The organism is Streptomyces sp. NA04227, assembly GCF_013364195.1.
Classification (GTDB): domain Bacteria; phylum Actinomycetota; class Actinomycetes; order Streptomycetales; family Streptomycetaceae; genus Streptomyces.
This window is the reverse complement of sequence record NZ_CP054918.1, coordinates 7576200-7595803: the sequence shown is the minus strand read 5'-3', so window position 1 is coordinate 7595803 and position 19604 is coordinate 7576200. Positions and strand designations below refer to the sequence as shown.

The 19604-nt window shown below is 70.5% G+C and carries 18 protein-coding genes; 9 read left to right on the top strand and 9 right to left on the bottom strand.

Annotated elements, in window-relative coordinates:
• Positions 1-96 precede the first annotated feature (96 nt).
• From HUT18_RS31915 to HUT18_RS31905, 3 genes are read right to left on the bottom strand one after another with little or no spacing between them, the layout of a single operon-like run.
• Positions 97-843, bottom strand: coding sequence for a succinate dehydrogenase/fumarate reductase iron-sulfur subunit (locus tag HUT18_RS31915; RefSeq protein WP_176103976.1), 747 nt, complete (start codon positions 841-843; stop codon positions 97-99).
• Positions 840-2789 carry a fumarate reductase/succinate dehydrogenase flavoprotein subunit gene (locus tag HUT18_RS31910; protein ID WP_176103975.1) on the bottom strand — a complete coding sequence of 650 codons (1950 nt, stop codon included), beginning with the start codon at positions 2787-2789 and terminating at the stop codon, positions 840-842. The genes HUT18_RS31915 and HUT18_RS31910 overlap by 4 nt, the downstream gene beginning before the upstream one ends.
• Positions 2790-2791: 2 nt before the next feature.
• Positions 2792-3463, bottom strand: a complete 672-nt coding sequence (locus HUT18_RS31905; RefSeq protein ID WP_176104929.1) for a succinate dehydrogenase — start codon at positions 3461-3463, stop codon at positions 2792-2794.
• 130 nt (positions 3464-3593) lie between these two features.
• On the opposite strand from HUT18_RS31905, the gene HUT18_RS31900 reads away from it, so the two are divergent.
• Positions 3594-4508, top strand: coding sequence for a LysR family transcriptional regulator (locus HUT18_RS31900; protein ID WP_176103974.1), 915 nt, complete (start codon positions 3594-3596; stop codon positions 4506-4508).
• 36 nt (positions 4509-4544) lie between these two features.
• Here HUT18_RS31900 and HUT18_RS31895 read toward each other — a convergent pair whose 3' ends face one another.
• Positions 4545-6680, bottom strand: coding sequence for a bifunctional diguanylate cyclase/phosphodiesterase (locus tag HUT18_RS31895; protein ID WP_176103973.1), 2136 nt, complete (start codon positions 6678-6680; stop codon positions 4545-4547).
• The gene (locus HUT18_RS31890; protein ID WP_176103972.1) at positions 6680-7495 is read right to left on the bottom strand and encodes an SAM-dependent methyltransferase; all 816 of its coding nucleotides are present in this window, start codon (positions 7493-7495) and stop codon (positions 6680-6682) included. The genes HUT18_RS31895 and HUT18_RS31890 overlap by 1 nt, the downstream gene beginning before the upstream one ends.
• Positions 7496-8041: 546 nt before the next feature.
• On the opposite strand from HUT18_RS31890, the gene HUT18_RS31885 reads away from it, so the two are divergent.
• From HUT18_RS31885 to HUT18_RS31870, 4 genes are all read left to right on the top strand, one after another.
• On the top strand, positions 8042-8557 hold the full coding sequence (locus HUT18_RS31885) for a hypothetical protein (protein WP_176096607.1): 516 nt from the start codon (positions 8042-8044) through the stop codon (positions 8555-8557).
• A gap of 15 nt (positions 8558-8572) precedes the next feature.
• Positions 8573-9337: a DUF4239 domain-containing protein gene (locus HUT18_RS31880; RefSeq protein ID WP_176103971.1), complete on the top strand. Its 765-nt coding sequence runs from the start codon at positions 8573-8575 to the stop codon at positions 9335-9337.
• 99 nt (positions 9338-9436) lie between these two features.
• Entirely contained in the window at positions 9437-9655 is a 219-nt protein-coding gene (locus HUT18_RS31875) for a hypothetical protein (protein WP_176103970.1), read from the top strand.
• A 197-nt stretch (positions 9656-9852) separates the two neighbouring features.
• Positions 9853-10587 carry a hypothetical protein gene (locus tag HUT18_RS31870; RefSeq protein ID WP_176103969.1) on the top strand — a complete coding sequence of 245 codons (735 nt, stop codon included), beginning with the start codon at positions 9853-9855 and terminating at the stop codon, positions 10585-10587.
• A gap of 114 nt (positions 10588-10701) precedes the next feature.
• On the opposite strand, the gene HUT18_RS31865 is transcribed toward HUT18_RS31870, so the two are convergent.
• Positions 10702-11259, bottom strand: a complete 558-nt coding sequence (locus HUT18_RS31865; protein WP_176103968.1) for a hypothetical protein — start codon at positions 11257-11259, stop codon at positions 10702-10704.
• 325 nt (positions 11260-11584) lie between these two features.
• On the opposite strand from HUT18_RS31865, the gene HUT18_RS31860 reads away from it, so the two are divergent.
• Together HUT18_RS31860 and HUT18_RS31855 are read left to right on the top strand one after the other, a co-directional pair.
• Positions 11585-12238: a class F sortase gene (locus HUT18_RS31860; RefSeq protein WP_176103967.1), complete on the top strand. Its 654-nt coding sequence runs from the start codon at positions 11585-11587 to the stop codon at positions 12236-12238.
• A gap of 427 nt (positions 12239-12665) precedes the next feature.
• Positions 12666-13241: a hypothetical protein gene (locus tag HUT18_RS31855; protein WP_176103966.1), complete on the top strand. Its 576-nt coding sequence runs from the start codon at positions 12666-12668 to the stop codon at positions 13239-13241.
• A gap of 46 nt (positions 13242-13287) precedes the next feature.
• Here the strand turns inward: HUT18_RS31855 and HUT18_RS31850 are convergent, their stop codons facing one another.
• Together HUT18_RS31850 and HUT18_RS31845 are read right to left on the bottom strand one after the other, a co-directional pair.
• Positions 13288-14148: an Fpg/Nei family DNA glycosylase gene (locus tag HUT18_RS31850; RefSeq protein ID WP_176103965.1), complete on the bottom strand. Its 861-nt coding sequence runs from the start codon at positions 14146-14148 to the stop codon at positions 13288-13290.
• 126 nt (positions 14149-14274) lie between these two features.
• Positions 14275-16362, bottom strand: coding sequence for a SpoIIE family protein phosphatase (locus HUT18_RS31845; RefSeq protein WP_176103964.1), 2088 nt, complete (start codon positions 16360-16362; stop codon positions 14275-14277).
• 146 nt (positions 16363-16508) lie between these two features.
• Between HUT18_RS31845 and HUT18_RS31840 the strand changes: the two genes are divergently transcribed.
• Positions 16509-17942 (top strand): lipase maturation factor family protein, encoded by a 1434-nt coding sequence (locus HUT18_RS31840; RefSeq protein ID WP_176103963.1) that lies wholly within the window; start codon positions 16509-16511, stop codon positions 17940-17942.
• Between the two features lie 120 nt (positions 17943-18062).
• Here HUT18_RS31840 and HUT18_RS31835 read toward each other — a convergent pair whose 3' ends face one another.
• Positions 18063-18236 (bottom strand): hypothetical protein, encoded by a 174-nt coding sequence (locus tag HUT18_RS31835; protein ID WP_176103962.1) that lies wholly within the window; start codon positions 18234-18236, stop codon positions 18063-18065.
• 336 nt (positions 18237-18572) lie between these two features.
• Between HUT18_RS31835 and HUT18_RS31830 the strand changes: the two genes are divergently transcribed.
• The gene (locus HUT18_RS31830; protein ID WP_176103961.1) at positions 18573-19142 is read left to right on the top strand and encodes a metal-dependent phosphohydrolase; all 570 of its coding nucleotides are present in this window, start codon (positions 18573-18575) and stop codon (positions 19140-19142) included.
• Positions 19143-19604: the final 462 nt, after the last annotated feature.

Below are 19604 nucleotides of genomic sequence, written 5' to 3'. Positions count from 1 at the left end.
GCCTGTCCGCCCTCCGGCCGCGGGGTGGCAGTGCCCCGCTGCGGGTGTACGGCCGAGTGGAAGCGGCCGTACGGACGTCGTATCGCCGGACAGGCCCTAGCGGCGGACCTTGCGGGTCGCCCGGAGCCACTCCTTGTTCATGCCGCTGATCGAGCTGAGCGGAATGCCCTTGGGGCAGGCGGTGGCGCACTCGCCGGTGAGCGTGCAGCCGCCGAAGCCCTCCTCGTCCATCTGGGACACCATGTCGAGCACCCGGGTCTCGCGTTCCGGGGCTCCCTGCGGCAGGACGTTGAGGTGGTTGACCTTGGCCGAGGTGAACAGCATCGCGGCGCCGTTGGGGCAGGCCGCGACGCAGGCGCCGCAGCCGATGCACTCGGCGTGCTCGAAGGCGAAGTCCGCGTCCGGCTTGGGGACCGGTGCGGCGTGCGCCTCCGGCGCGGCCCCGGTCGGAGCGGTCACGTAACCGCCCGCCTGGATGATGCGGTCGAAGGCGGTCCGGTCGACGACCAGGTCGCGCACCACCGGGAAGGCGGCCGCACGCCAGGGCTCGATGTCGATCGTGTCGCCGTCCTTGAAGGACCGCATGTGCAGCTGACAGGTGGTGGTGCGCTCAGGACCGTGGGCGTCGCCGTTGATGACGAGGCTGCACGCGCCGCAGATGCCCTCACGGCAGTCGTGGTCGAAGGCGACCGGGTCGTCGCCTTCGAGGATGAGCTGCTCGTTGAGGGTGTCGAGCATCTCCAGGAACGACATGTCCTCGGAGATCTCGTCCACCTGGTAGGTGGCCATGGCGCCCGGGGCGTCGGTGTTCTTCTGGCGCCAGACGCGCAGGGTGAGCTTCATGCGTAGCTCCGCTGAGTGGGGTGGACGTACTCGAAGAGGAGGTGTTCCTTGTGCAGGACGGGGGCCTCGCCGGTGGAGGTGAACTCCCAGGCCGCGGCGTAGGAGAACTCCTCGTCGCGGCGGGCCGCCTCGCCGTCCGGGGTCTGCGACTCGTCGCGGAAGTGACCGCCGCAGGACTCGGCGCGGTGCAGCGCGTCCAGGCACATCAGCTCGGCCAGTTCCAGGTAGTCGACGACCCGGTTGGCCTTCTCCAGGGACTGGTTGAACTCCTCGCCCGTGCCCGGCACCCGGATCCGCTTCCAGAACTCCTCGCGGATCCGCGGGATGCGCTCCAGGGCCTTGCGCAGCCCCTCGTCGGTGCGGGCCATGCCGCACAGCTCCCACATCAGCTCGCCCACCTCGCGGTGGAAGGAGTCCGGGGTGCGGTCGCCCTTCACGGCGAGCAGCAGGTTGAGCCGGTCCTCGGTCTCGGCCAGCACCTCCTGCACCACCGGGTGGCCGTCGGTCACCGGCTCCTGGTTCGGGTTGCGCGCCAGGTAGTCGTTGAGCGTGGCGGGCAGGACGAAGTAGCCGTCGGCCAGGCCCTGCATCAGGGCGCTCGCGCCGAGGCGGTTGGCGCCGTGGTCGGAGAAGTTGGCCTCCCCGACCGCGAACAGGCCGGGCACGGTGGTCTGCAGGTCGTAGTCGACCCACAGGCCGCCCATGGTGTAGTGCACGGCGGGGTAGATCCGCATCGGAACCTCGTAGGGGTTCTCGGCGGTGATCCGCTCGTACATGTCGAAGAGGTTGCCGTACTTCTCGGCGACCTTCTCGCGGCCCATGCGCTTGATGGCGTCGGCGAAGTCGAGGTAGACGCCCTGGCCGCCGGGGCCGACGCCGCGGCCCTCGTCGCAGACGTTCTTCGCCGCGCGCGAGGCGATGTCACGGGGCACCAGGTTGCCGAAGGAGGGGTAGATCCGCTCCAGGTAGTAGTCGCGCTCGTCCTCGGGGATCTCCGCGGCCGGGCGGGTGTCGCCCTTGGCCTTGGGCACCCAGATACGCCCGTCGTTGCGCAGGGACTCACTCATCAGCGTCAGCTTGGACTGGTGGTCGCCGGTGCGCGGGATGCAGGTCGGGTGGATCTGCGTGAAGCACGGGTTGGCGAAGTAGGCCCCGCGCCGGTGGGCGCGCCAGATCGCGGTGGCGTTGGAGTTCATGGCGTTCGTCGACAGGTAGAAGACGTTGCCGTAGCCGCCGCTGGCAAGGACCACCGCGTCCGCGAAGTGGGTCTTGATCTCGCCGGTGACCAGGTCGCGGGCGACGATGCCGCGGGCGCGGCCGTCGACGACGATCAGGTCCAGCATCTCGGTGCGCGCGTGCAGTTCGACGTTGCCCGCCGCGATCTGCCGCGACAGCGCCTGGTACGCGCCGAGCAGGAGCTGCTGGCCCGTCTGGCCGCGGGCGTAGAAGGTACGGGACACCTGGACACCGCCGAAGGAGCGGGTGTCGAGCAGGCCGCCGTACTCGCGGGCGAAGGGCACGCCCTGGGCCACGCACTGGTCGATGATCTCCACCGAGATCTCGGCGAGGCGGTGCACGTTGGACTCGCGGGCGCGGAAGTCGCCTCCCTTGACGGTGTCGTAGAAGAGGCGGTGCACCGAGTCGCCGTCGTTGCGGTAGTTCTTGGCGGCGTTGATGCCGCCCTGCGCGGCGATGGAGTGCGCGCGGCGCGGGGAGTCCTGGTAGCAGAACTGGACGACGTGGTAGCCCTGTTCGGCGAGGGTGGCTCCGGCGGAGCCGCCGGCCAGGCCGGTGCCGACCACGATCACCGTGTGCTTGCGGCGGTTGGCCGGGTTGACCAGCTTGGCCTCGAAACGCCGGGTGGTCCAGCGCTCGGCGACCGGCCCGGTGGGGGCCTTGGCGTCCCGGAGCGGGTCGCCGGCCTCGTAGTGCAGGTAGGAAGACATGTTCAGCTCACCAGTCCGGTCATGACGCCGACGGGGACGGACACGAACCCGACGGTCAGTGCGAGCGCGAGGAAGTTCGCGGTGATCTTCAAGCCGCGGTCGAGGTGCGGCTTGCCCATGCCGAGGGTCTGCGCGGCGCTCCAGAATCCGTGCCTGACGTGCAGGCCGAGGGCGCTCACCGCGACGATGTAGATGACGTTGCTGTACCAGGTGGAGAAGGTGTCGATGAGGTTCTGGTACGGGTGCAGGTGCTCGAACTCGCCGGGGTGCACGGTGCCGGTCGTCAGGTCGAGGATGTGCCAGACCACGAACAGGCCGAGGATGACGCCGCCCCAGCGCATGGTGCGGGTGGCGTAGCTGGAGCGCTGCCGCTTGTGCACGTACTTCTCGGGCCGTGCCTTGATGTCCAGGCGGCTGAGCTGGTACGCGGAGACCGCGTGCGCCACGACCGCGAGGATCAGGACGATGCGGACGAGCCAGAGCGTCCACCCGTAGTGCATGAAGGGCTCGCCGAGCTCGCGCAGCCAGTGGGCGTACTCGTTGATCTCCTCGGGACCGAAGAAGACCTTGAGGTTGCTGAACATGTGGGTCAGCAGATACGCCAGCATGATCAGTCCGCTGACCGCCATGACCGTCTTCTTGCCGACGGTCGAGTCCCAGAGCGTCCGGGCCATGGACGGCCGCCGACCCGTCCTCGTTGCCAGTGCCATGGAGCCGAAGGTAGGCCCGGGCCGCACCATCGGTCCAAGTCATGGAACGGCTCATTTCGATAGGCAGTGACTATCACTGCTCTATGCTGGGGTAATGCAGTTCCAGCAGCTCCAGTACTTCGTCGCGGTCGCCGAGACACGGCACTTCACCAGGGCGGCGGAAACCGTGCATGTCGCCCAGCCCTCGCTCTCCCAGCAGATCCGTGCCCTGGAGCGCGAGCTCGGCGCGGACCTCTTCCAGCGGGCCCGCGGCAACATCACCCTCACCGACGCGGGTGAGGCGCTGCTGCCGCTGGCCCGGCGGATCCTCGCGGACGCCGACACCGCGCGGCACGAGGTCATGGAGCTGGCCCAGCTCCGGCGCGGCCGGGTCCGGCTCGGAGCCACGCCGAGCCTGTGCACGGGGCTGCTCCCGGGGGTGCTGCGCGCCTTCCACGACCGGTACGGCGGCGTGCAGTTGCTGGTCGAGGAGGGCGGATCGCACGACCTGGTACGGCACTTGGCACGCGGCTCCCTGGACCTGGCCCTCGTCGTCCTGCCGCTTCCCACCCCCTCCCCCGCGCTCACCACGGTCGAGGTGCTGCACGAGGACCTGGTGGTGGTCTCCTCGCCCGACGCCCCGGCCCCCGGACGGCGCGGGCGCCCGGTGCACATCCGCGAGCTGGAGCAGACCCCGCTGGTGATGTTCCGGCACGGGTACGACCTGCGGGAGCTGACGGTGGCCGCCTGCCGGGCCGAGGGCTTCGACCCGCGGTTCGCGGTGGAGGGCGGCGAGATGGACGCCGTGCTCGGCTTCGTACGGGCGGGGCTCGGCGCGGCGGTGGTGCCGCACATGGTGGCCACCCGTGCCGAACTCGGGCTACGGGTGACCCCGTTGGCCAGTCCCGGGCTCAAGCGCACCATCGCGCTGGCGCACCGCAGCGATGTGGCCCCGCCGCGCGCGGCCCGTGAACTCCAGCAGTTGGTGCTCGCCAAAGCGCCGCAGCTCGCGGCGCGGAACTCCGGCTGACCGGGCCCGTACGGCAGCCCTGGCCGCGCCCCCGGATCAGGAAACGGCGTCCGCCATGGCGAGTTGGTGGAGGCGGTCCGGCGGGCCCGGACGCGCGTAGTACCAGCCCTGAGCGGTGTCGCAACCCAGCTCGCGCAACTGCTCGGCCTGGGCGCCGGTCTCCACGCCCTCGACCGTCACGGACAGGTCGAGGTTGTGCGCGAGGGAGACGATGCCCTCGACGATCTTCAGGTCTATGGGGTCGGCCGGGAACTGCTGCATGCCCTGGGTGAAGGAGCGGTCCAGCTTGAGGATGCTCACCGGCAGGCGGCGCAGGTTCGCGAGGTTCGAGTAGCCGGTGCCGAAGTCGTCCAGGGCGATGTCGACGCCCATCTCGGCCAGCCTGCGCAGGGGTTTGAGCAGATCGTCGTCCGCGCCGATCAGCGCCGACTCGGTGACTTCCAGGCAGAGTCCGCCGGGTTCGAGGCCGACGCGCTCCAGTATCTCGACCGTGTCGGAGACCAGTCCGGGGTGCGTGAGCTGGCAGGGCGAGAGATTGACGTTGATGCGCAGCGGGCCCGCGCCCGCGTGGCGCTCCTTCCACTGCCGTGCCTGCCATACGGCCTGTTCGAGCACCCAGCGCCCGAGCGGCACGATGAGCCCGGTGTGCTCGGCGAGCTGGATGAACCGGTCGGGGCCGAGGACGCCGTGCTGCGGATGCAGCCAGCGCACCAGGGCCTCGGCGCCACGGACGCTGCCGTCGCCGAGGTGGACCAGCGGCTGGTACTCGATGAAGAACTCGCTGCGGGCGAGCGCGGCGGGCAGCGCGGTGGTCAGACCGTGCCGGGTGATGGCCCGCGCGTCCTGCTCCGGGTCGGCGAGTTCGAAGCGGTTGCCGCCCGCGGACTTGGCCCGGTACATCGTGATGTCGGCGCTGCGCAGCACCTCGGCGGCGTTGCGCTCGGCGGCCGGGCCCTCGACGATGCCGATGCTGCCGCGGACCGTCAACTCCCGTCCGTCGATACGGATCGGGGCGGACAGGGCGTGCATGATCCGCCCGGCGAGGTCGTCCACCTCTTCCTCGGTGCGCTCGCCCGTGATGAGGGCGACGAACTCGTCGCCGCCGAGCCGGGCCACCATCTCGCCGGGGGCGGTCGCGCAGGCCTGGAGCCGGTCCGCCACCTCGACCAGGAGCCGGTCGCCCGCGGCGTGCCCGAGGCTGTCGTTGACGGTCTTGAAGCCGTCCAGGTCGAGGTAGCACAGGCCGAACCGGCCCGGTCCGCCCGCGGCGAGTGCCTTCTCCAGGCGCTCGAAGAACAGGGTGCGGTTGGGCAGCCCGGTGAGCGCGTCGTGGGTGGCCTCGTAGCGCAGGCGCAGGTTCAGCAGCCGTCGCTCGGTGGTGTCCTCCATCAGCGCGAGCTGGTACTGCGGTTCGCCGTCGGTGCCGCGCAGCAGCGAGACGGTCATGTTGGTCCACAGCGCCGTGCCGTCGGGCCGGTAGAAGGCCTTCTCCACGTGGTAGTGCTCGCGCTCGCCGCGGGTGAGTTCGCCGTAGAGGTTCCACACGTGCGGGGAGTCCTCGGCGTGCCGGTACTCGGAGACGTTGCGGCTGCGCACCACGTGTTCGGGTGCGCCCAGCATGCGCAGCAGGGCCTTGTTCACGTCGATGATGGTGCCGTCGAGCGTGGCGATCCCGATGCCGATCGCCGCGCCCTCGAACACCGCGCGGAACCGGGCCTCGCTGGCGTGCAGCGCCTGGGCCACGGCGCTGCGGGCCTTCAGCGCGGCGGCGGAGATCGCCTCCTGCTCGGACAGGGTGCGCTCGCGCAGGGCGTGTGCGAATCCGGCCGCCGCGGAGTGCTGGAGGCGGGACGAGCGGGACCGCATCTCCTCGCGGTCGCCGTCGCCGCCGCAGTAGAGCACCAGATACGACTCGACGACGTCGAGCGCGCGGGCCAGTGCGTCGGGGTCGGTGCAGTGGGCGTCGACCAGTGCGGCGCCCACCGCGCGGCCCCGGCCCGCGTCGAAGACCGGGGCGCACAGCGCGTCTCGCAACTGCCGGGCCAGCGGCACCAGTTGCTCTTCGAACTCCGGGCGGGTGAGCGAGGTGGCCGTCAGCGGGTACACCGCCCGGCCCCATATGGTCGCGAAGCGCCGCACTCTGTCTTCCGGGCCGTCCGGATCCTGTGTCATCACGCCGTACGCCCCACAGCCGCGTAGCCCGGGGCAAGGGACTGTGGGTCCTCCTCCTCGGGGGTGGCGGCCTCCGGCCGCCAGTGGGGTATCGGCACCAGGCCCGGTTCGACGAGTTCGAGTCCGTCGAAGAACCGGGCGACCTCCTCCTTGGGGCGCAGCCACAGCGGGCTGCGGATGGCCTCGTAGACCCCGGCCACCCCCTCGGTCTCGGCCCGGCCCGGCATCAACTCCGGTGCGGCATGGGTGAGGACGATCAGGCTGCCCGGGGCAAGGGCGCCGACGAGTTCGGCGAGGACCTGGTGCGGGTTGTCGTCCTCGTCGATGAAGTGGAGCAGCGCGATGAGCAGGACGGCCACCGGGCGGTCGAGGTCCAGGAGTTCCTTGACCGGCGGGCTCTGCAGGATCTCCCGGGGCCGGAGGAAGTCGGCGGCCACGGACTGCGCGTGCGGGTTGTCCGCCAGTACGGCCTCGCCGTGGGCGACAGCGACCGGGTCGTGGTCGACGTAGACGACGCGGGCGCCGGGGGCGGCCTTCTGGGCCACCTCGTGCACATTGCCGAAGGTGGGGATGCCGGAACCGATGTCCAGGAACTGCTCGATCCCCTGGTCCACCGCATACCGTACGGCGCGGCGCATGAAGGCACGATTCGCCTGCATGATCTTCGGAAGTCCCGGCATGAACTCCATGGCCTTGCGCGCGGCTTCGCGGTCGACTTCGAAGTTGTGCGAACCGCCCAGGTAGTAGTCGTAGATGCGGGACACGCTCGGCACCGAAATGTCGATACCGGTCGGCGCCCAGGCGGGTCGCTGCATCTGGAGTCTCCAAGGCGTAGGAAGCCACTGTCCGGGCAGAGGTTACTGATCGCCCGCCAAAGGAGCGAGCCAAAACGGAAATTGGCAGTCCGTTCTCAGTCACAACGCGCACGTAGACGTACGGAAAAGACGGACGAATTCGCCCCTATGCATTCCGAACGGAACAGGGCGAAAACCGGCCAGTCGGCAGGCACAGCACGGGAGTTCACCGTCGGCGGCGCCAACTACCGCCTATCGGCGGCCAGGTGAAGCCCCGCTTTGAGTCATACCGGACGGGCGGACTGAATTGCGCCACGCACCGCCACGGTCACGCGCTGTCGTGATCACGAACTCCCGTTAGGCGCCCCGTTTCGATTACCCGAGATCACTGTCCAGGATTCAACAGGGCACTTCACATGACGGTTTCCCGGGCTCGCAAACCCCATGACGCGGAACTCCGCTCCATCGGAGCAATTCCATGTCCGCTTCGGCTTGAGTGCGCATGCCGCCGCCGATGCTTCCGGCGTGCAGCCAACCCCGCGGACTCCTTCCGCCCTAGTCACCCGCATGATCGCGCTCCTGACGCTGGTCTGGGTGCTCGGTGTGCCCGCCGGCGCCGCCTCGGCCGCGGTGCCTGCGGACAGCTGCGCCTGGGCCTCGATCGGCGACCTCGGATCGGGACTCGGCGACCTCACCGCCGTGGCCGGTGACGGCGCCTTCTGCCGTCCGCCGACTCCCCGTCCGCCCGATCCTCCGCCCCCGCCACCCCCGCCACCGGACCGTCCGCCGCCACCGACCGTGCAGCCTCCGGCACCTCCCCCGCCACCGTCGCCCGAGCCGCCCCCGCCACCTCCGCCGCCCCCACCGGCCCCGCCCGCCCCACCGAAACCGGAGCTTCCGGAGCCGGAACGGCCGCGCCCCAAGCCGCCGCCCGTACGTCCGAGCCCCGAACCCGTGCACTACCCGGAGTACCGCCCGGTCCGGCACAGCAGTCCGGTGCGTCACGGTCCGTCGCTGGTCACTCTCACTCTGCTCATCACCGCGCCCGCGGTACTCGCCGTCGCCGCCCTGCGGCCGCGCTGAACACCCGGAGTCCTCATGTCGGAATGGCTTGTTCTCACCCTCGCGATGGCGGCCGCGTGCGCGGTCGTGCTCGTGGTGACGATCATTCAGCAGCGCAGGATCGGCACCGACGACGACCCGACGGAGACACCTGACGTCATCGAGTACATGACGATGATGATCGGTGTGGTGTACGCGATCGTCCTGGGCCTCGCGATCGCCGGTGTCTGGGAGGCACGCAACGCGGCCCAGGCCAATGTGCACGCCGAGACCCAGGCCCTGCACGAGATCCAGGAACGCGTACGTGCCTATCCCGCCGAGACCCGCGACAAGGTGCGCGGGGACATCGAGACGTACGTGACGTATGTGGTCGGTACCGAGTGGGACCGGATGATCGACGACGGCAGCCTCACCGAACGCGGCGACGAATTGTTCGCCACGGTCCGCCACGACCTCACCGACTACGAACCGAAGAACGACTTCGAGGCCCAGGCCTATCAGCCGCTCCTCGACCAGATCACCGCCGCGGACGACGCCCGCAGTGCCCGCGGCGACGCCTCCGCACCGACGCTGCCGGGGGTCGTCTGGTTCGGGCTGATCGCGGGGGCCCTGGTCACCGTCGGCATGATGTTCGCGCTCCAGATCAGACGGACACCGCGGGAGCTGATCCTGGCCGGACTCTTCTCGGCGCTGATCGCCTTCCTGCTGTTCCTCGTCTGGGACTTCGACATGCCGTACAGCAGGGACATGGCGGCCTCCACCGAGCCGTTCCGGGAACTCGTGCCGCGGCTCATGAGCTGAGGCGGCCGGTGGCCGGGCTCCGGGATCCTCCGCCCGGAGCCCGGCCACCGGGCGCTTCCACCGGGTGCGGGTCCCGGCCGCCCGGCGCACTGTGAAGACATGGCCTGGCAGGCACCCGTGGTGGTGATGCCGCCCGCCCCCGACGGCGAGCGGCGGATTCTGCTGCGCGGACGGCTCCTCGGCACCGCCCGCAGCGACACCGAACTGGTCACCCTGCTGCTCTCGGCCGGGCTGGGGGAAGCGGACGTGGCCCTGGACGACCGGCACCTCGTCGAGTGGCGCGGGGCGCCCGCGCATCTGTGGCAGCGCGCTTCCTGAGTCCGGGAGCCGCGCCGCACGCACGCCGACACACCGCCGTCGCGACGCCGGACAACCCGGTCGGCCGACCGGATTCGCCCGAACGCCCGACAGCGATCGCGGCCCGCGGCCGCCATTCCTAGCGTCGCCGGTATCGAGGGCACGACCGGTACATGCGGAAAAGCTCCGCGGCTGTCCTCGGAGACCGGAGGACTCACATGCGCGCGATACGCGTCGCCTCGGCCGCCCTGCTCGGCGTCTCGGCCCTCACGCTGACCGCACCCGGCGCGGTGGCCGACTCCCCCCACAAGGGCGACGAACGCTTCGAAGTGGCCGTGAACCCCATGACCGTCAAGCCCGGCGGCGAGGTCCGGCTGACGGCGGACGGGTGCAAGGGCAGGACCAAGGTGCACTCCGGCGTCTTCGACACCGTGGTCATCGAGGCGGGCAACAACTCGGCCACCACGAAGGTGGACTGGGACGCGCGCAAGGGAGCGACGTACTCCGTCACGTTTTCCTGTGAACGCGACATCACCCGCACCGTCGAGCTGACGATCGGCAAGGGGCGCCCGGGCGGCCACGACGGCCGTGACGACCAGGGCCGCCCCGGTGACGACTGGCAGAAGGACCCGCAGAACGACTGGCAAAAGGACAAGGACCGCCAGGACTGGCAGAACGACAAGGACGGCGAGGACTGGCAGAAGGAAAAGGACGGCCAGGACTGGCAGAAGGACAAGGACCGCGACGACTGGCAAGGCCGCCCCGACGACATGGACGGGCCCGGCCACGACGGGCAGCATCAGGGCCGCCACCCCGAGCACGGCGTCAACGCCGGTGCGGGCGGCGCCTTCGGCGGACTCGACCTGCACGAACTGGGCCTGGGCGCGCTCCTCGTGGCGGGCACCCTCGGCACCGCGTACCACTTCTCCCGCCGCCGCGCCGACGAGAGCTGACCGCGCCGACCGCGGCCGTTCGGCCCGTACGCCGACAGCCGTTCGCCCCGGGTTCCTAGCGGATCCGGGGCGAACGGCTGTCACGTGCCCAGTCGCAGAAGGAGAGCGGGGATATCAAGCCCGGTTCTCCGCGCGGCGGCGCATCCAGAACACTCCGCCACCGATCGCGGCGGCGGCGACAAGACCACCGCCGACGGCCATATCGGCACCGGTGGCACCGTCCTCCGTGCTGCCGCCGAGGCCGCCCTGCGCGCCACCGCCGATGACGGTGAAGGCGTCCGGGCCGAACACGGTCTTGCCGTTGCAGGTCGCCTTGATGTCGTACGAGCCCGGGCGGGCGTCGCGCTTGATCGTCGCGGTGGCGGTGGCGGGCATGCCGGGCCGCAGGCGGACGGTCTTCTCGAAGGCCTTCGAGGAAACCCAGCCCATGCCGTGGGCACACTTGGGGTCGCTCACGGAGATCCTGAGCTGACCGCCCCTGGCGATCACGCTCGGCACGGCGATGACCCTGCTGTGGCTGGAGCCTTCAACGCTGTCCTGGCCGGAGCCTTCGACGCTGCTTTGGCTGGAGCCCTCGACCTCGGCGCCGGACTCTTCGGCGAGGGCGGGCGAGGCGAACGCGACAGCGGCCGCCACCGCGGCCGACGCCACCAGAACACGAGTGGTACGCATGAGCTTCCTCCGGGAAGGCGCCCCGGGGATCCGTCCCCGGTGATGGGCAGGTGCGCCTCCCAGACAGACCCTCAGTTGCCCTGCGCACGGCCGCATTTCGGGACTCGGCCGTACCGGTGAGGCGACACGCCGGGCCACGACCTGCGGCTTCGCCATAGCCGCAGGTCACACACCGTCAGGAAATTCCACGGACCGCTCGCCCCGGATGGCTCACCACGACGCGGGCGGCCACCCGTTCGCCCCTTCGTACTCGCCGCCGCCGCGGTGGCCACTTAGCTTTCTCGTACCCAAGGCCCTGCCGTGGGTACGAGAAAAGGGAGAGCGAATGCCCCAGGCCAAGTCCGCCGAGGGCGGCGGGCAGATGAAGCGACGAGCACCGTGGGGGGTGCTGGCGCTGGTGCTCCTCACCGGGGTCGCGCTCATCCGCAACGGATCCGGCGAATTCGACTCCGGTCCCCCGCAGCCCGCCTCCGCCGACAACGGGACCACCGATGCCCGCGAGGCGAAGGGCGGCGAGCCGCTGCCCTTTTCCGAGCCGGAGCGGGTGCGCATCGACGAGATCCGGGTCAACGCGCCGTTCATGCCGGTCGGCATCGACAAGAACGGCTGGATCGAGGCGCCACCGCCCGAAGATCCCAACCTCGCGGGCTGGTTCACCAGCGCCGTCACCCCGGGCGAGAACGGCACCTCGGTCGTCGTGGGCCACGTCGACAACCGCCTCGGCCCGGCGGTCTTCTACGGCCTCGGCTCACTCCGCAAGGGAAACCACATCGAGATCCGCAGAAAGGACGGGATCACCGCGGAATTCGAGGTCTACGGAATCGATGTGTTCGAGAAGGACGATTTTCCGGGCGAGAAAGTGTACGGAAATCGGGGTGCTCCGGAATTGCGTGTCATCACCTGCGGCGGGGGTTATTCGAGGGAATCGGGTTACGACGGAAACGTCGTGGTCTTTGCCCGCATGGTCGACTCGCGCTGAGTCCTCGGGCGTGCGGGTGCGGGTGCCGACGCAAGTAAGCCGGCGTTCGCTCGCGACCGACCGTGCGGGGGCCGGAAGTGTCCCCACCGTAGCCCCGACTCCCGTTCTGGCGGGGCCCGTTGTGAACAGTCTCACCCTCGCGACCGGGACGGGCGGGGCACAGCGGGGCGGATGTGACCGATGAGGTGCGCGGGCGTCACGCACCCCCGCGTACGCCGGATACCGTGAACCGGAGTGCGGACGGGACCTGTGCTCTGCGCCCCTCCTCCGCACCACCGGCAGCGGGCAGTGACCTGCACAGAAACCGACAGCTGAGTCAAGTCTCGGCAAAGCGCCTTGCTCCGGACCGCGGTTGGGTACTGCGCTGTCCTCATCCGTGTGTGCGGACGCGGAGCCCCAGGCGCACGGACCCGAGGAGGCAGGTCGTATGCGGCACAAAGGCCAGGGAAGCGCGGAAGGCGCCGACGGCGGAGAACTCACGGTGCCGATGGCTTGGCTCTACGCCGAGTACATCGCGGACGAACTCCTGCGTACGGGCGACCTGATGCCACCCAGCTCCTTCGAGTTCCGGGCCGGCCGGGACGCTCTCGCCCTCACCATCTTCCTCTCCGACAGCGAGGGCGAACTCTCCGGCATCAGGGTCGTCTCCCAGCTGGACAACTGGCTCTCCCTGACCGCCTACGAGCGTCCCTGGCAGCGCTGGGTGAGCGAGCGGATGGACGCCCTGGTGAGCGAGGCCGACAGTGCCGGGGCACGTGGCCCGGACCTCGAACTCGCCCTGAACGCCTGGAGTTGGCTGGAGGAGACCGAGCTGCTCGCGCCCGATCTGGGCGCGGTGGTGGACGCCCTGCCGCTGATGGGGCGCTCCACCGACGACACGGCCGACGGGGCCGACTGGGCGAACGAGGCGGACGAGGTGTCCGATGAGAGGCTGCCGCAGGTCTGGACTCCGGCCTGGCAACTCGGGCTGCCGCTCGGGCACTTGGCGATTCACCTGTTCTGACCGCGTTGCCACCGCCTGCCCCTTGCCCCGCCCGGCCCCGCCCAACTCAGCGCAGCAGCCGCGACATACGCCGGTCGGCGAGGGTCTTGCCGCCGGTCTGGCAGGTCGGGCAGTACTGGAGCGAGGAGTCGCTGAAGGAGACCTCGCGGATGGTGTCCCCGCACACCGGGCACGCCTCCCCAGTGCGGCCGTGGACCCGCAGGCCGCTCTTCTTCTCCGCCTTCAGACGTCCGGCGGCCACTCCGCGCGAGCGCTCCACGGCCTGCGTCAGGGTGTCCCGCAGCGCCGCGTACAGTCCTCGGGTCTCGTCCTCGGTGAGGTCGGCCGCGAGCTTGAACGGCGACATCTTCGCGGCGTGCAGGATCTCGTCGCTGTAGGCGTTGCCGATCCCGGCGATCAGGCTCTGGTCGCGCAGGGCACCCTTGAGCTGACGGCGCTCGCCGCTCAACAGGGCCGCGAACCGTGACACGTCGAAGTCCTCGGCCAGCGGGTCGGGGCCGAGCCGCGCCACCCCGGGCACCTGCGCCGGATCCGTCACCACGTAGACGGCCAGGCGCTTTTGCGTACCGGCCTCGGTGAGGTCGAAGCCCGCGCCCGTCGCGAGTGCGAGGCGCAGCGCCAGCGGTCCCTTGCCCGGCCGGGGCGCGCCGCTCGGCAGCTGGTCCTTCCAGTGCAGCCACCCGGCCCGGGCCAGATGCGCCACGAGGTGCAGCCCGTCCGCGTCCACGTCCAGGAACTTGCCGTGCCGCCCGACGGCGGTGACGGTGCGGGACTCCATCGCCGTGACGGGCGGGTCGTACGTCTTGAGGACGCTGATGGCCACCGGCAGTACGCGCACGATCTCCTGGCCGACCAGGTGCTCGTCGAGAAAGTCCTTGAGTGCTTCGACCTCGGGCAGTTCGGGCATGGCACCAGAGTGCCACTCGGTGCGCGCCGGGGCCGGGCGGGCGCTGCGGCCGGTCCGTATGCCGGGCCCCGCAGGCCGGACGCTCCCCGCACCGCAGCCACTCCCCCGCCTCACCGTTCCGGTGCCTCAGCCGCCCTGCCCGGCCCCGGCGACCGCGAACTCGCACCACACGCACTTGCCCGTGCCGCGCGCCTCCACGCCCCACACGTCGGCGAGGACGTCGATCAGGAGCAGCCCGCGGCCCGAGACCCCGGAGGCTCCCGCGTCGCGGCGGCGCGGGAGCGCGCTGGAGACGTCCTCGACCTCGACCCGCAGCCGCCGCTGAGCACCGGTCAGGACCCGTACCGTGACGATCGCCGCACCGTCGGTGTGCATCAGGGCGTTGGTGATCATCTCGTCGGCCACCAGCTCGATGTCGTCCGCGCGTTCGGCCGATCCCCAGGAGCGCACGGCCGCGCGGATCATGTGCCGTGCCTCGGTGAGCGCTTCCGGTTCGCCGGGGGCGACATGCTGCTGGAGCCGCCCGCCCGCCTGTGGCGCGCCCGCCCCTCGGCGCCGCAGCAGCAACAGCGCCACGTCGTCCTCGCCACCGCGTTCGTCCACGCCCGAGCACAGCAGGTCGGCAAGTTCCTGTACGTCCTCGGGTCCGGTGCGCACCAGGGTGGTCAGCGCCCGCACGCCCTCGTCGAGGTCGGCGCCGGGACGCTCGACGAGCCCGTCGGTGCACAGCACCAGCGTCTCGCCGGGGTCGAGTTCGAGGGTGCCCACCGGGTATTCGAGCACCCCGAACTCGGCCGAGAGCCCGATCGGCAGGCCCCCGGCCACCGGCACCCGCCGGAAGCCTCCGTCGACGCTGCGCACCATCGGGTCCAGGTGTCCGGCCCGTACCGCCTGGACCACCCCCGTGGACAGGTCGACCTCCGCGTAGAGGCAGGTGGCGAAGCGGTCGGTGTCGAGTTCGTACAGGAAGACGGAGGCGCGGGCCATGACGGTGGCGGGTGTGTGTCCCTCGGCGGCGTAGGCGCGCAGCACGATGCGCAACTGGCCCATGACGGCGGCGGCATGGGTGTCGTGGCCCTGTACGTCGCCGATGACGACGCCGACCCGGCCGCCCGGCAGCGGGATGACGTCGTACCAGTCGCCGCCGACGTCGCGGCCCGCCGACGCGGAGCGGTAGCGCACCGCGATGTCCGCGCCCGGCACGTCCGGGACGGTGCGCGGCAGCATGGCGTGCTGGAGTCCCTCGGCGAGGTCCTTCTCCTGCTCGTAGAACATCGCGCGCTGGAGGTTCTGCGCGATCCCGCTGCCCAGTGCCACCAGGAGGCTGCGGTCCGCCTCCTCGAAGCCGGTGCGGCCCGCGTAAAGGAGCCCGAGCGCGCCGATCGCCCGTGCCTGCGCGATGAGCGGCAGATACGCGGCCGAGGTGACGCCGATCCGCTTCACGTCGGGCCACAGATGCGGGTAGGCGTCGGCGAACTCCCGCGGGTTCGCGATGAAGCGGGGCGCGAGGGTCCGGATCACCTCGGGCATCGGGTACGGCTCGTCGAAGCGCAGGGTCAGCGTGCGCCGTACGAAGGGGTCGACCGGGCCCTCGGAGACGACCTTGATCCGGCCGTGCTCGACCAGGCCCATCACCAGGTAGGTGGCGCCGAGATGACCGAGTCCGTTGCGCTGCTGGAGGATGTCGAGGATGTCCTGCACCGTGCGGGCGTGGGACAGCGCCGCGGTGGTGCTCTGCACGATGCCGGTCTGGGTGGGGTGGCCGTTCGGCGGATGCGGGCCGTGCCCGGCGGCCGAGGTGTCGTCGAGTTCCTCGGTGGCGTCGCGCAGGATGCCGTGGATTCTGCGCGGGCGGCCCTCGGTGTCGCGGGTGATGTGGCCCTTGGTGTACAGCCAGCGCGGTGAGCCGTCGCGCAGCCTGATCCGCAAGTACGTCCCGTAGTGGCTGTCGCCCCGCTTCACCGCCTGCGAGATGAGCCCGTCGAGCCGTAGCGCCTCCACCCGCGGTACGCGCCGTACGAGCGTCTCGGGGTGGGCGTCGTACTCCGTCGGCCGTATGTCGAAGAGCTCGTGCGCGGTCGCGTCCATGTGCATGAGCCCGGTGTCGAGATTCCAGACGAAACAGCCCATGCGGTTGAGCACCAGGAACGGATCCGGGGCGGCGGCGGGCCAGTCGTCCGGGAGTGACAGCTCACTCGCTCCCCGGTCAGCCATGCAGCCACCTTGCCAGCAATCCCCTGATTATTCGAGTTCATGCGGTTCATATGGTTTACGCACATTGCGGGGGTACGTACCCGCATCCGACAGCGAGTTCCGGTGCGGAACGCGCGGCCGACATCACACAGCGTCACACTGGAACCGTGGACTGGTTCACGGCTTCCGACTACTGGCTGAGCCGCCTGATCTTCCAGCGCGGGCTCGCCGCCGTCTATCTGGTCGCCTTCCTGGGCGCCGCCCTGCAGTTCCGTGCCCTGCTCGGGGAGCGCGGCATGCTGCCGGTGCCGCGTTTCACCGAGCGGGTCGGCTTCCGGCAGGCTCCGAGCCTGTTCCACTGGCGCTACTCGGACCGGCTGTTCGCCGGGTGCGCCTGGACGGGCGCCGCGGTGAGCGCGGGACTGTGCGCGGGGCTCGGGGACCTCGTACCGCTGTGGGCCTCGATGCTGCTGTGGGCCCTGCTCTGGGCGCTGTACCTGTCGATCGTGAACGTGGGGCAGACCTGGTACGGGTTCGGCTGGGAGACGCTGCTTCTGGAAGCCGGATTCCTCGCGATCTTCCTCGGCAACGACGAGGTGGGGCCGCCGCTGCTGCTCCTGGTACTGCTGCGCTGGCTGCTGTTCCGGGTGGAGTTCGGGGCAGGCCTGATCAAGATGCGCGGCGACGCGTGCTGGCGGGATCTGACCTGCCTCTACTACCACCACGAGACCCAGCCGATGCCCGGCCCGCTGAGCTGGTTCTTCCACCGGCTGCCCCGGCCCCTGCACCGCGCCGAGGTCGCCGCCAACCACGTCACCCAACTCGTCGTCCCGGTACTGCTGTTCACGCCGCAGCCGGTGGCCACGGGGGCGGCGGCCCTGATGATCGTCACCCAGCTCTGGCTGGTGCTCTCCGGGAACTTCTCCTGGCTGAACTGGATCACGGTGCTGCTCGCCGTGACCGCCCTGGACTTCACCCCGCTCACCGGCCACCGCACGGACCCGGGTGCGCCGCTGTGGTACGAGTGCCTGGTCGTCGCCGTCGCCGCGCTGATCGTGCTGCTCAGCTACCGGCCCACGCGGAACCTGTTCTCCCGCCGCCAGTTGATGAACACGTCCTTCGAACCGCTGCGCCTGGTGAACACCTACGGTGCCTTCGGCAGCGTGACCCGGGTACGCCACGAGATCGTGGTCGAGGGGACCTCGGACGAGGCACCGCGCGAGGACTCCGACTGGCGCGCCTACGAGTTCCGCGGCAAGCCGGGCGACCCGCGCCGCTGGCCGCGCCAGTTCGCCCCGTACCACCTGCGTCTGGACTGGTTGATGTGGTTCGCGGCGCTCTCCCCGGCCTACGCGCACCCCTGGTTCGGTGCCTTCCTGGAGCGGCTGCTGCTCGGCGACCGCGACACCCTCCGGCTCCTTCGGCACTCCCCCTTCCCGCGCGCCGAGCCGCCCCGGTACGTCCGCGCCCGGCTGTACCGCTACCGCTTCTCCACGGCCGCCGAGCTACGGGCCACCGGCGCCTGCTGGCAGCGGAGTTTCGTACGGGAGTACTGGCCGCCGACCCGGCTCGACCGCGGACAGGCGCCGACGGCCGGGTGAGCCCGGGTGAAGCGCCGCCGGGAAACGCTCATGCCGGTGCCCGGACCTCGCGATGGCGGGTCCGGGCACCGGCATGAGCGGGAACCGCGGCCGGGGCCGCGTGGGTGCGGTGCCCTGCGGTCAGTCGACGCTCGGCAGGATGTGCGGCTCGGCGAGGTCGTCCTCGTATCCGGCGAGCCTGATGGGTGCGGACCGGGCCCAGACGTCGAGGCTGCCCAGTTCCTCACTGCGGGGAGCAAGGCGTTCGACGGGATCGTGAGGGCCCCGTTCTCGCGTGGTCTTCTCTGGTGTCACCGCGTACTCCTTCTGTGTCGGTCAGCCGACGGACGCGCCGAACCGGGCTTCCTGCCCGGCTTCTGGCACCCGCAATGAGGTCTGTCGAGGGCGGCTCGGACGCGGTGGCGCCGGCGACTCGCCTGGGAGCGAGCCGTGTTGACCGGCAGTTCCCGGGGCGGAAGGTGAACCTTCTTGGGGTTCCGGATGGACTGTCCGCCGACTCCAGGTTAACCAAATGAGCGCCCCCGCGCTCGATAGCGCTGAAAACAAGTGGTCCAGTTCAGGACGCCTGACGTTCATTCGTTCATGCTGTGCTTCTTGCGCCGCCGGCCCGCCCGTTCGAGGGAGTGACGCATGGAACTGCGCACTGTCGATGAGCTCATGGACCTGTTGCGCGCCTGCCGTGGAGTACGAGGCACCCCGGATCACGGTGGTGCCCTCGGCCCGGATCTGCACGAGCATGCGCTCCAGACGGCGGCGCTGCTGCGCCGAGGCCACCCGAGCGACAAGGAGTTGCAGGTGGCGGGTCTGGTGCACGGCATCGGCCGCGCACTCCGTCCGGGTGACGACGTGGGGCACGCAGGTCGTGCGGCCGACGCCGTACGGCGGTTGCTCGGTGAACGCGTCTCGCAGATCGTGCGGCTGCACATCGCGGCGAAGCGGTACCTCGCGGCGACCGAGCCGGGTCACTGGCTGTCGGCCCAGCACCGGCTCACTCTCAGCCGCCAGGGCGGCCCGATGCCGGAGCGGGAGCGGGCCGCGTTCGCACGGGCCCCCTTCGCCGAGGAAGCCCTCATCCTGCGGCAGGCCGACGACGCGGCGCGAACGACCGGGATGGACGCGGGAGTTCTCGAGGACTGGCACCAGGTGATCGAACTCGTCGCCGCGCGACAGCCCGCACGCCCTCTGCGCGCGTACGGCTGACACCCCGCGCCGGAACAACCGCAGCCCCGGCGCGCGCTCTGGATCCGACACCTTTGTCGCCCCCTCTTGCCCGCATCCCCTTGTAACAAGGTCACATACGAGGGGCTGTGATCGGGAGCACATTCCCGGGATCTGGCCAAATGCTTGCGCATGCCTCGGGCGGGTAGGAGTTCTTCCCACGAGGGCGGCGTTCAACTGCGCCGATGCCCGTGAAGGGGCGCCCGGGAGCGACTTTCCGGGCCCTGCACGCAAGCGATTGCGCGGTGGGCGCACGCCGGGGCCTGGTCACCTGTGCAACTGGGGAAGTGCACAAAAACCCGCCCAAGCCGAACAGCTCCTGCCGGAGGGCCGGATTCCCTCGCCCCACCACCTTGGCCGGATCCGTTCGCCGCTCGGAGAGCGACGGGCAGCAGCGCCCGTGAATCCGCGGGAGGCCACTTGTCCGGCCGGGCGCCCGTTCTC

Excerpts from the sequence above, each read along its gene's own strand:
- HUT18_RS31830 (WP_176103961.1), top strand. The coding sequence starts at position 18,573 with ATGGAACTGCGCACTGTCGATGAGCTCATGGACCTGTTGCGCGCCTGC.
- HUT18_RS31915 (WP_176103976.1), bottom strand. The coding sequence starts at position 843 with ATGAAGCTCACCCTGCGCGTCTGGCGCCAGAAGAACACCGACGCCCCG.
- HUT18_RS31870 (WP_176103969.1), top strand. The coding sequence starts at position 9,853 with ATGCGCGCGATACGCGTCGCCTCGGCCGCCCTGCTCGGCGTCTCGGCC.
- HUT18_RS31860 (WP_176103967.1), top strand. The coding sequence starts at position 11,585 with ATGCCCCAGGCCAAGTCCGCCGAGGGCGGCGGGCAGATGAAGCGACGA.
- HUT18_RS31890 (WP_176103972.1), bottom strand. The coding sequence starts at position 7,495 with ATGCAGCGACCCGCCTGGGCGCCGACCGGTATCGACATTTCGGTGCCG.
- HUT18_RS31845 (WP_176103964.1), bottom strand. The coding sequence starts at position 16,362 with ATGGCTGACCGGGGAGCGAGTGAGCTGTCACTCCCGGACGACTGGCCC.
- HUT18_RS31880 (WP_176103971.1), top strand. The coding sequence starts at position 8,573 with ATGTCGGAATGGCTTGTTCTCACCCTCGCGATGGCGGCCGCGTGCGCG.
- HUT18_RS31850 (WP_176103965.1), bottom strand. The coding sequence starts at position 14,148 with ATGCCCGAACTGCCCGAGGTCGAAGCACTCAAGGACTTTCTCGACGAG.
- HUT18_RS31855 (WP_176103966.1), top strand. The coding sequence starts at position 12,666 with ATGCGGCACAAAGGCCAGGGAAGCGCGGAAGGCGCCGACGGCGGAGAA.
- HUT18_RS31885 (WP_176096607.1), top strand. The coding sequence starts at position 8,042 with ATGATCGCGCTCCTGACGCTGGTCTGGGTGCTCGGTGTGCCCGCCGGC.
- HUT18_RS31875 (WP_176103970.1), top strand. The coding sequence starts at position 9,437 with ATGGCCTGGCAGGCACCCGTGGTGGTGATGCCGCCCGCCCCCGACGGC.
- HUT18_RS31905 (WP_176104929.1), bottom strand. The coding sequence starts at position 3,463 with ATGGCCCGGACGCTCTGGGACTCGACCGTCGGCAAGAAGACGGTCATG.
- HUT18_RS31900 (WP_176103974.1), top strand. The coding sequence starts at position 3,594 with ATGCAGTTCCAGCAGCTCCAGTACTTCGTCGCGGTCGCCGAGACACGG.
- HUT18_RS31910 (WP_176103975.1), bottom strand. The coding sequence starts at position 2,789 with ATGTCTTCCTACCTGCACTACGAGGCCGGCGACCCGCTCCGGGACGCC.
- HUT18_RS31895 (WP_176103973.1), bottom strand. The coding sequence starts at position 6,680 with ATGACACAGGATCCGGACGGCCCGGAAGACAGAGTGCGGCGCTTCGCG.
- HUT18_RS31865 (WP_176103968.1), bottom strand. The coding sequence starts at position 11,259 with ATGCGTACCACTCGTGTTCTGGTGGCGTCGGCCGCGGTGGCGGCCGCT.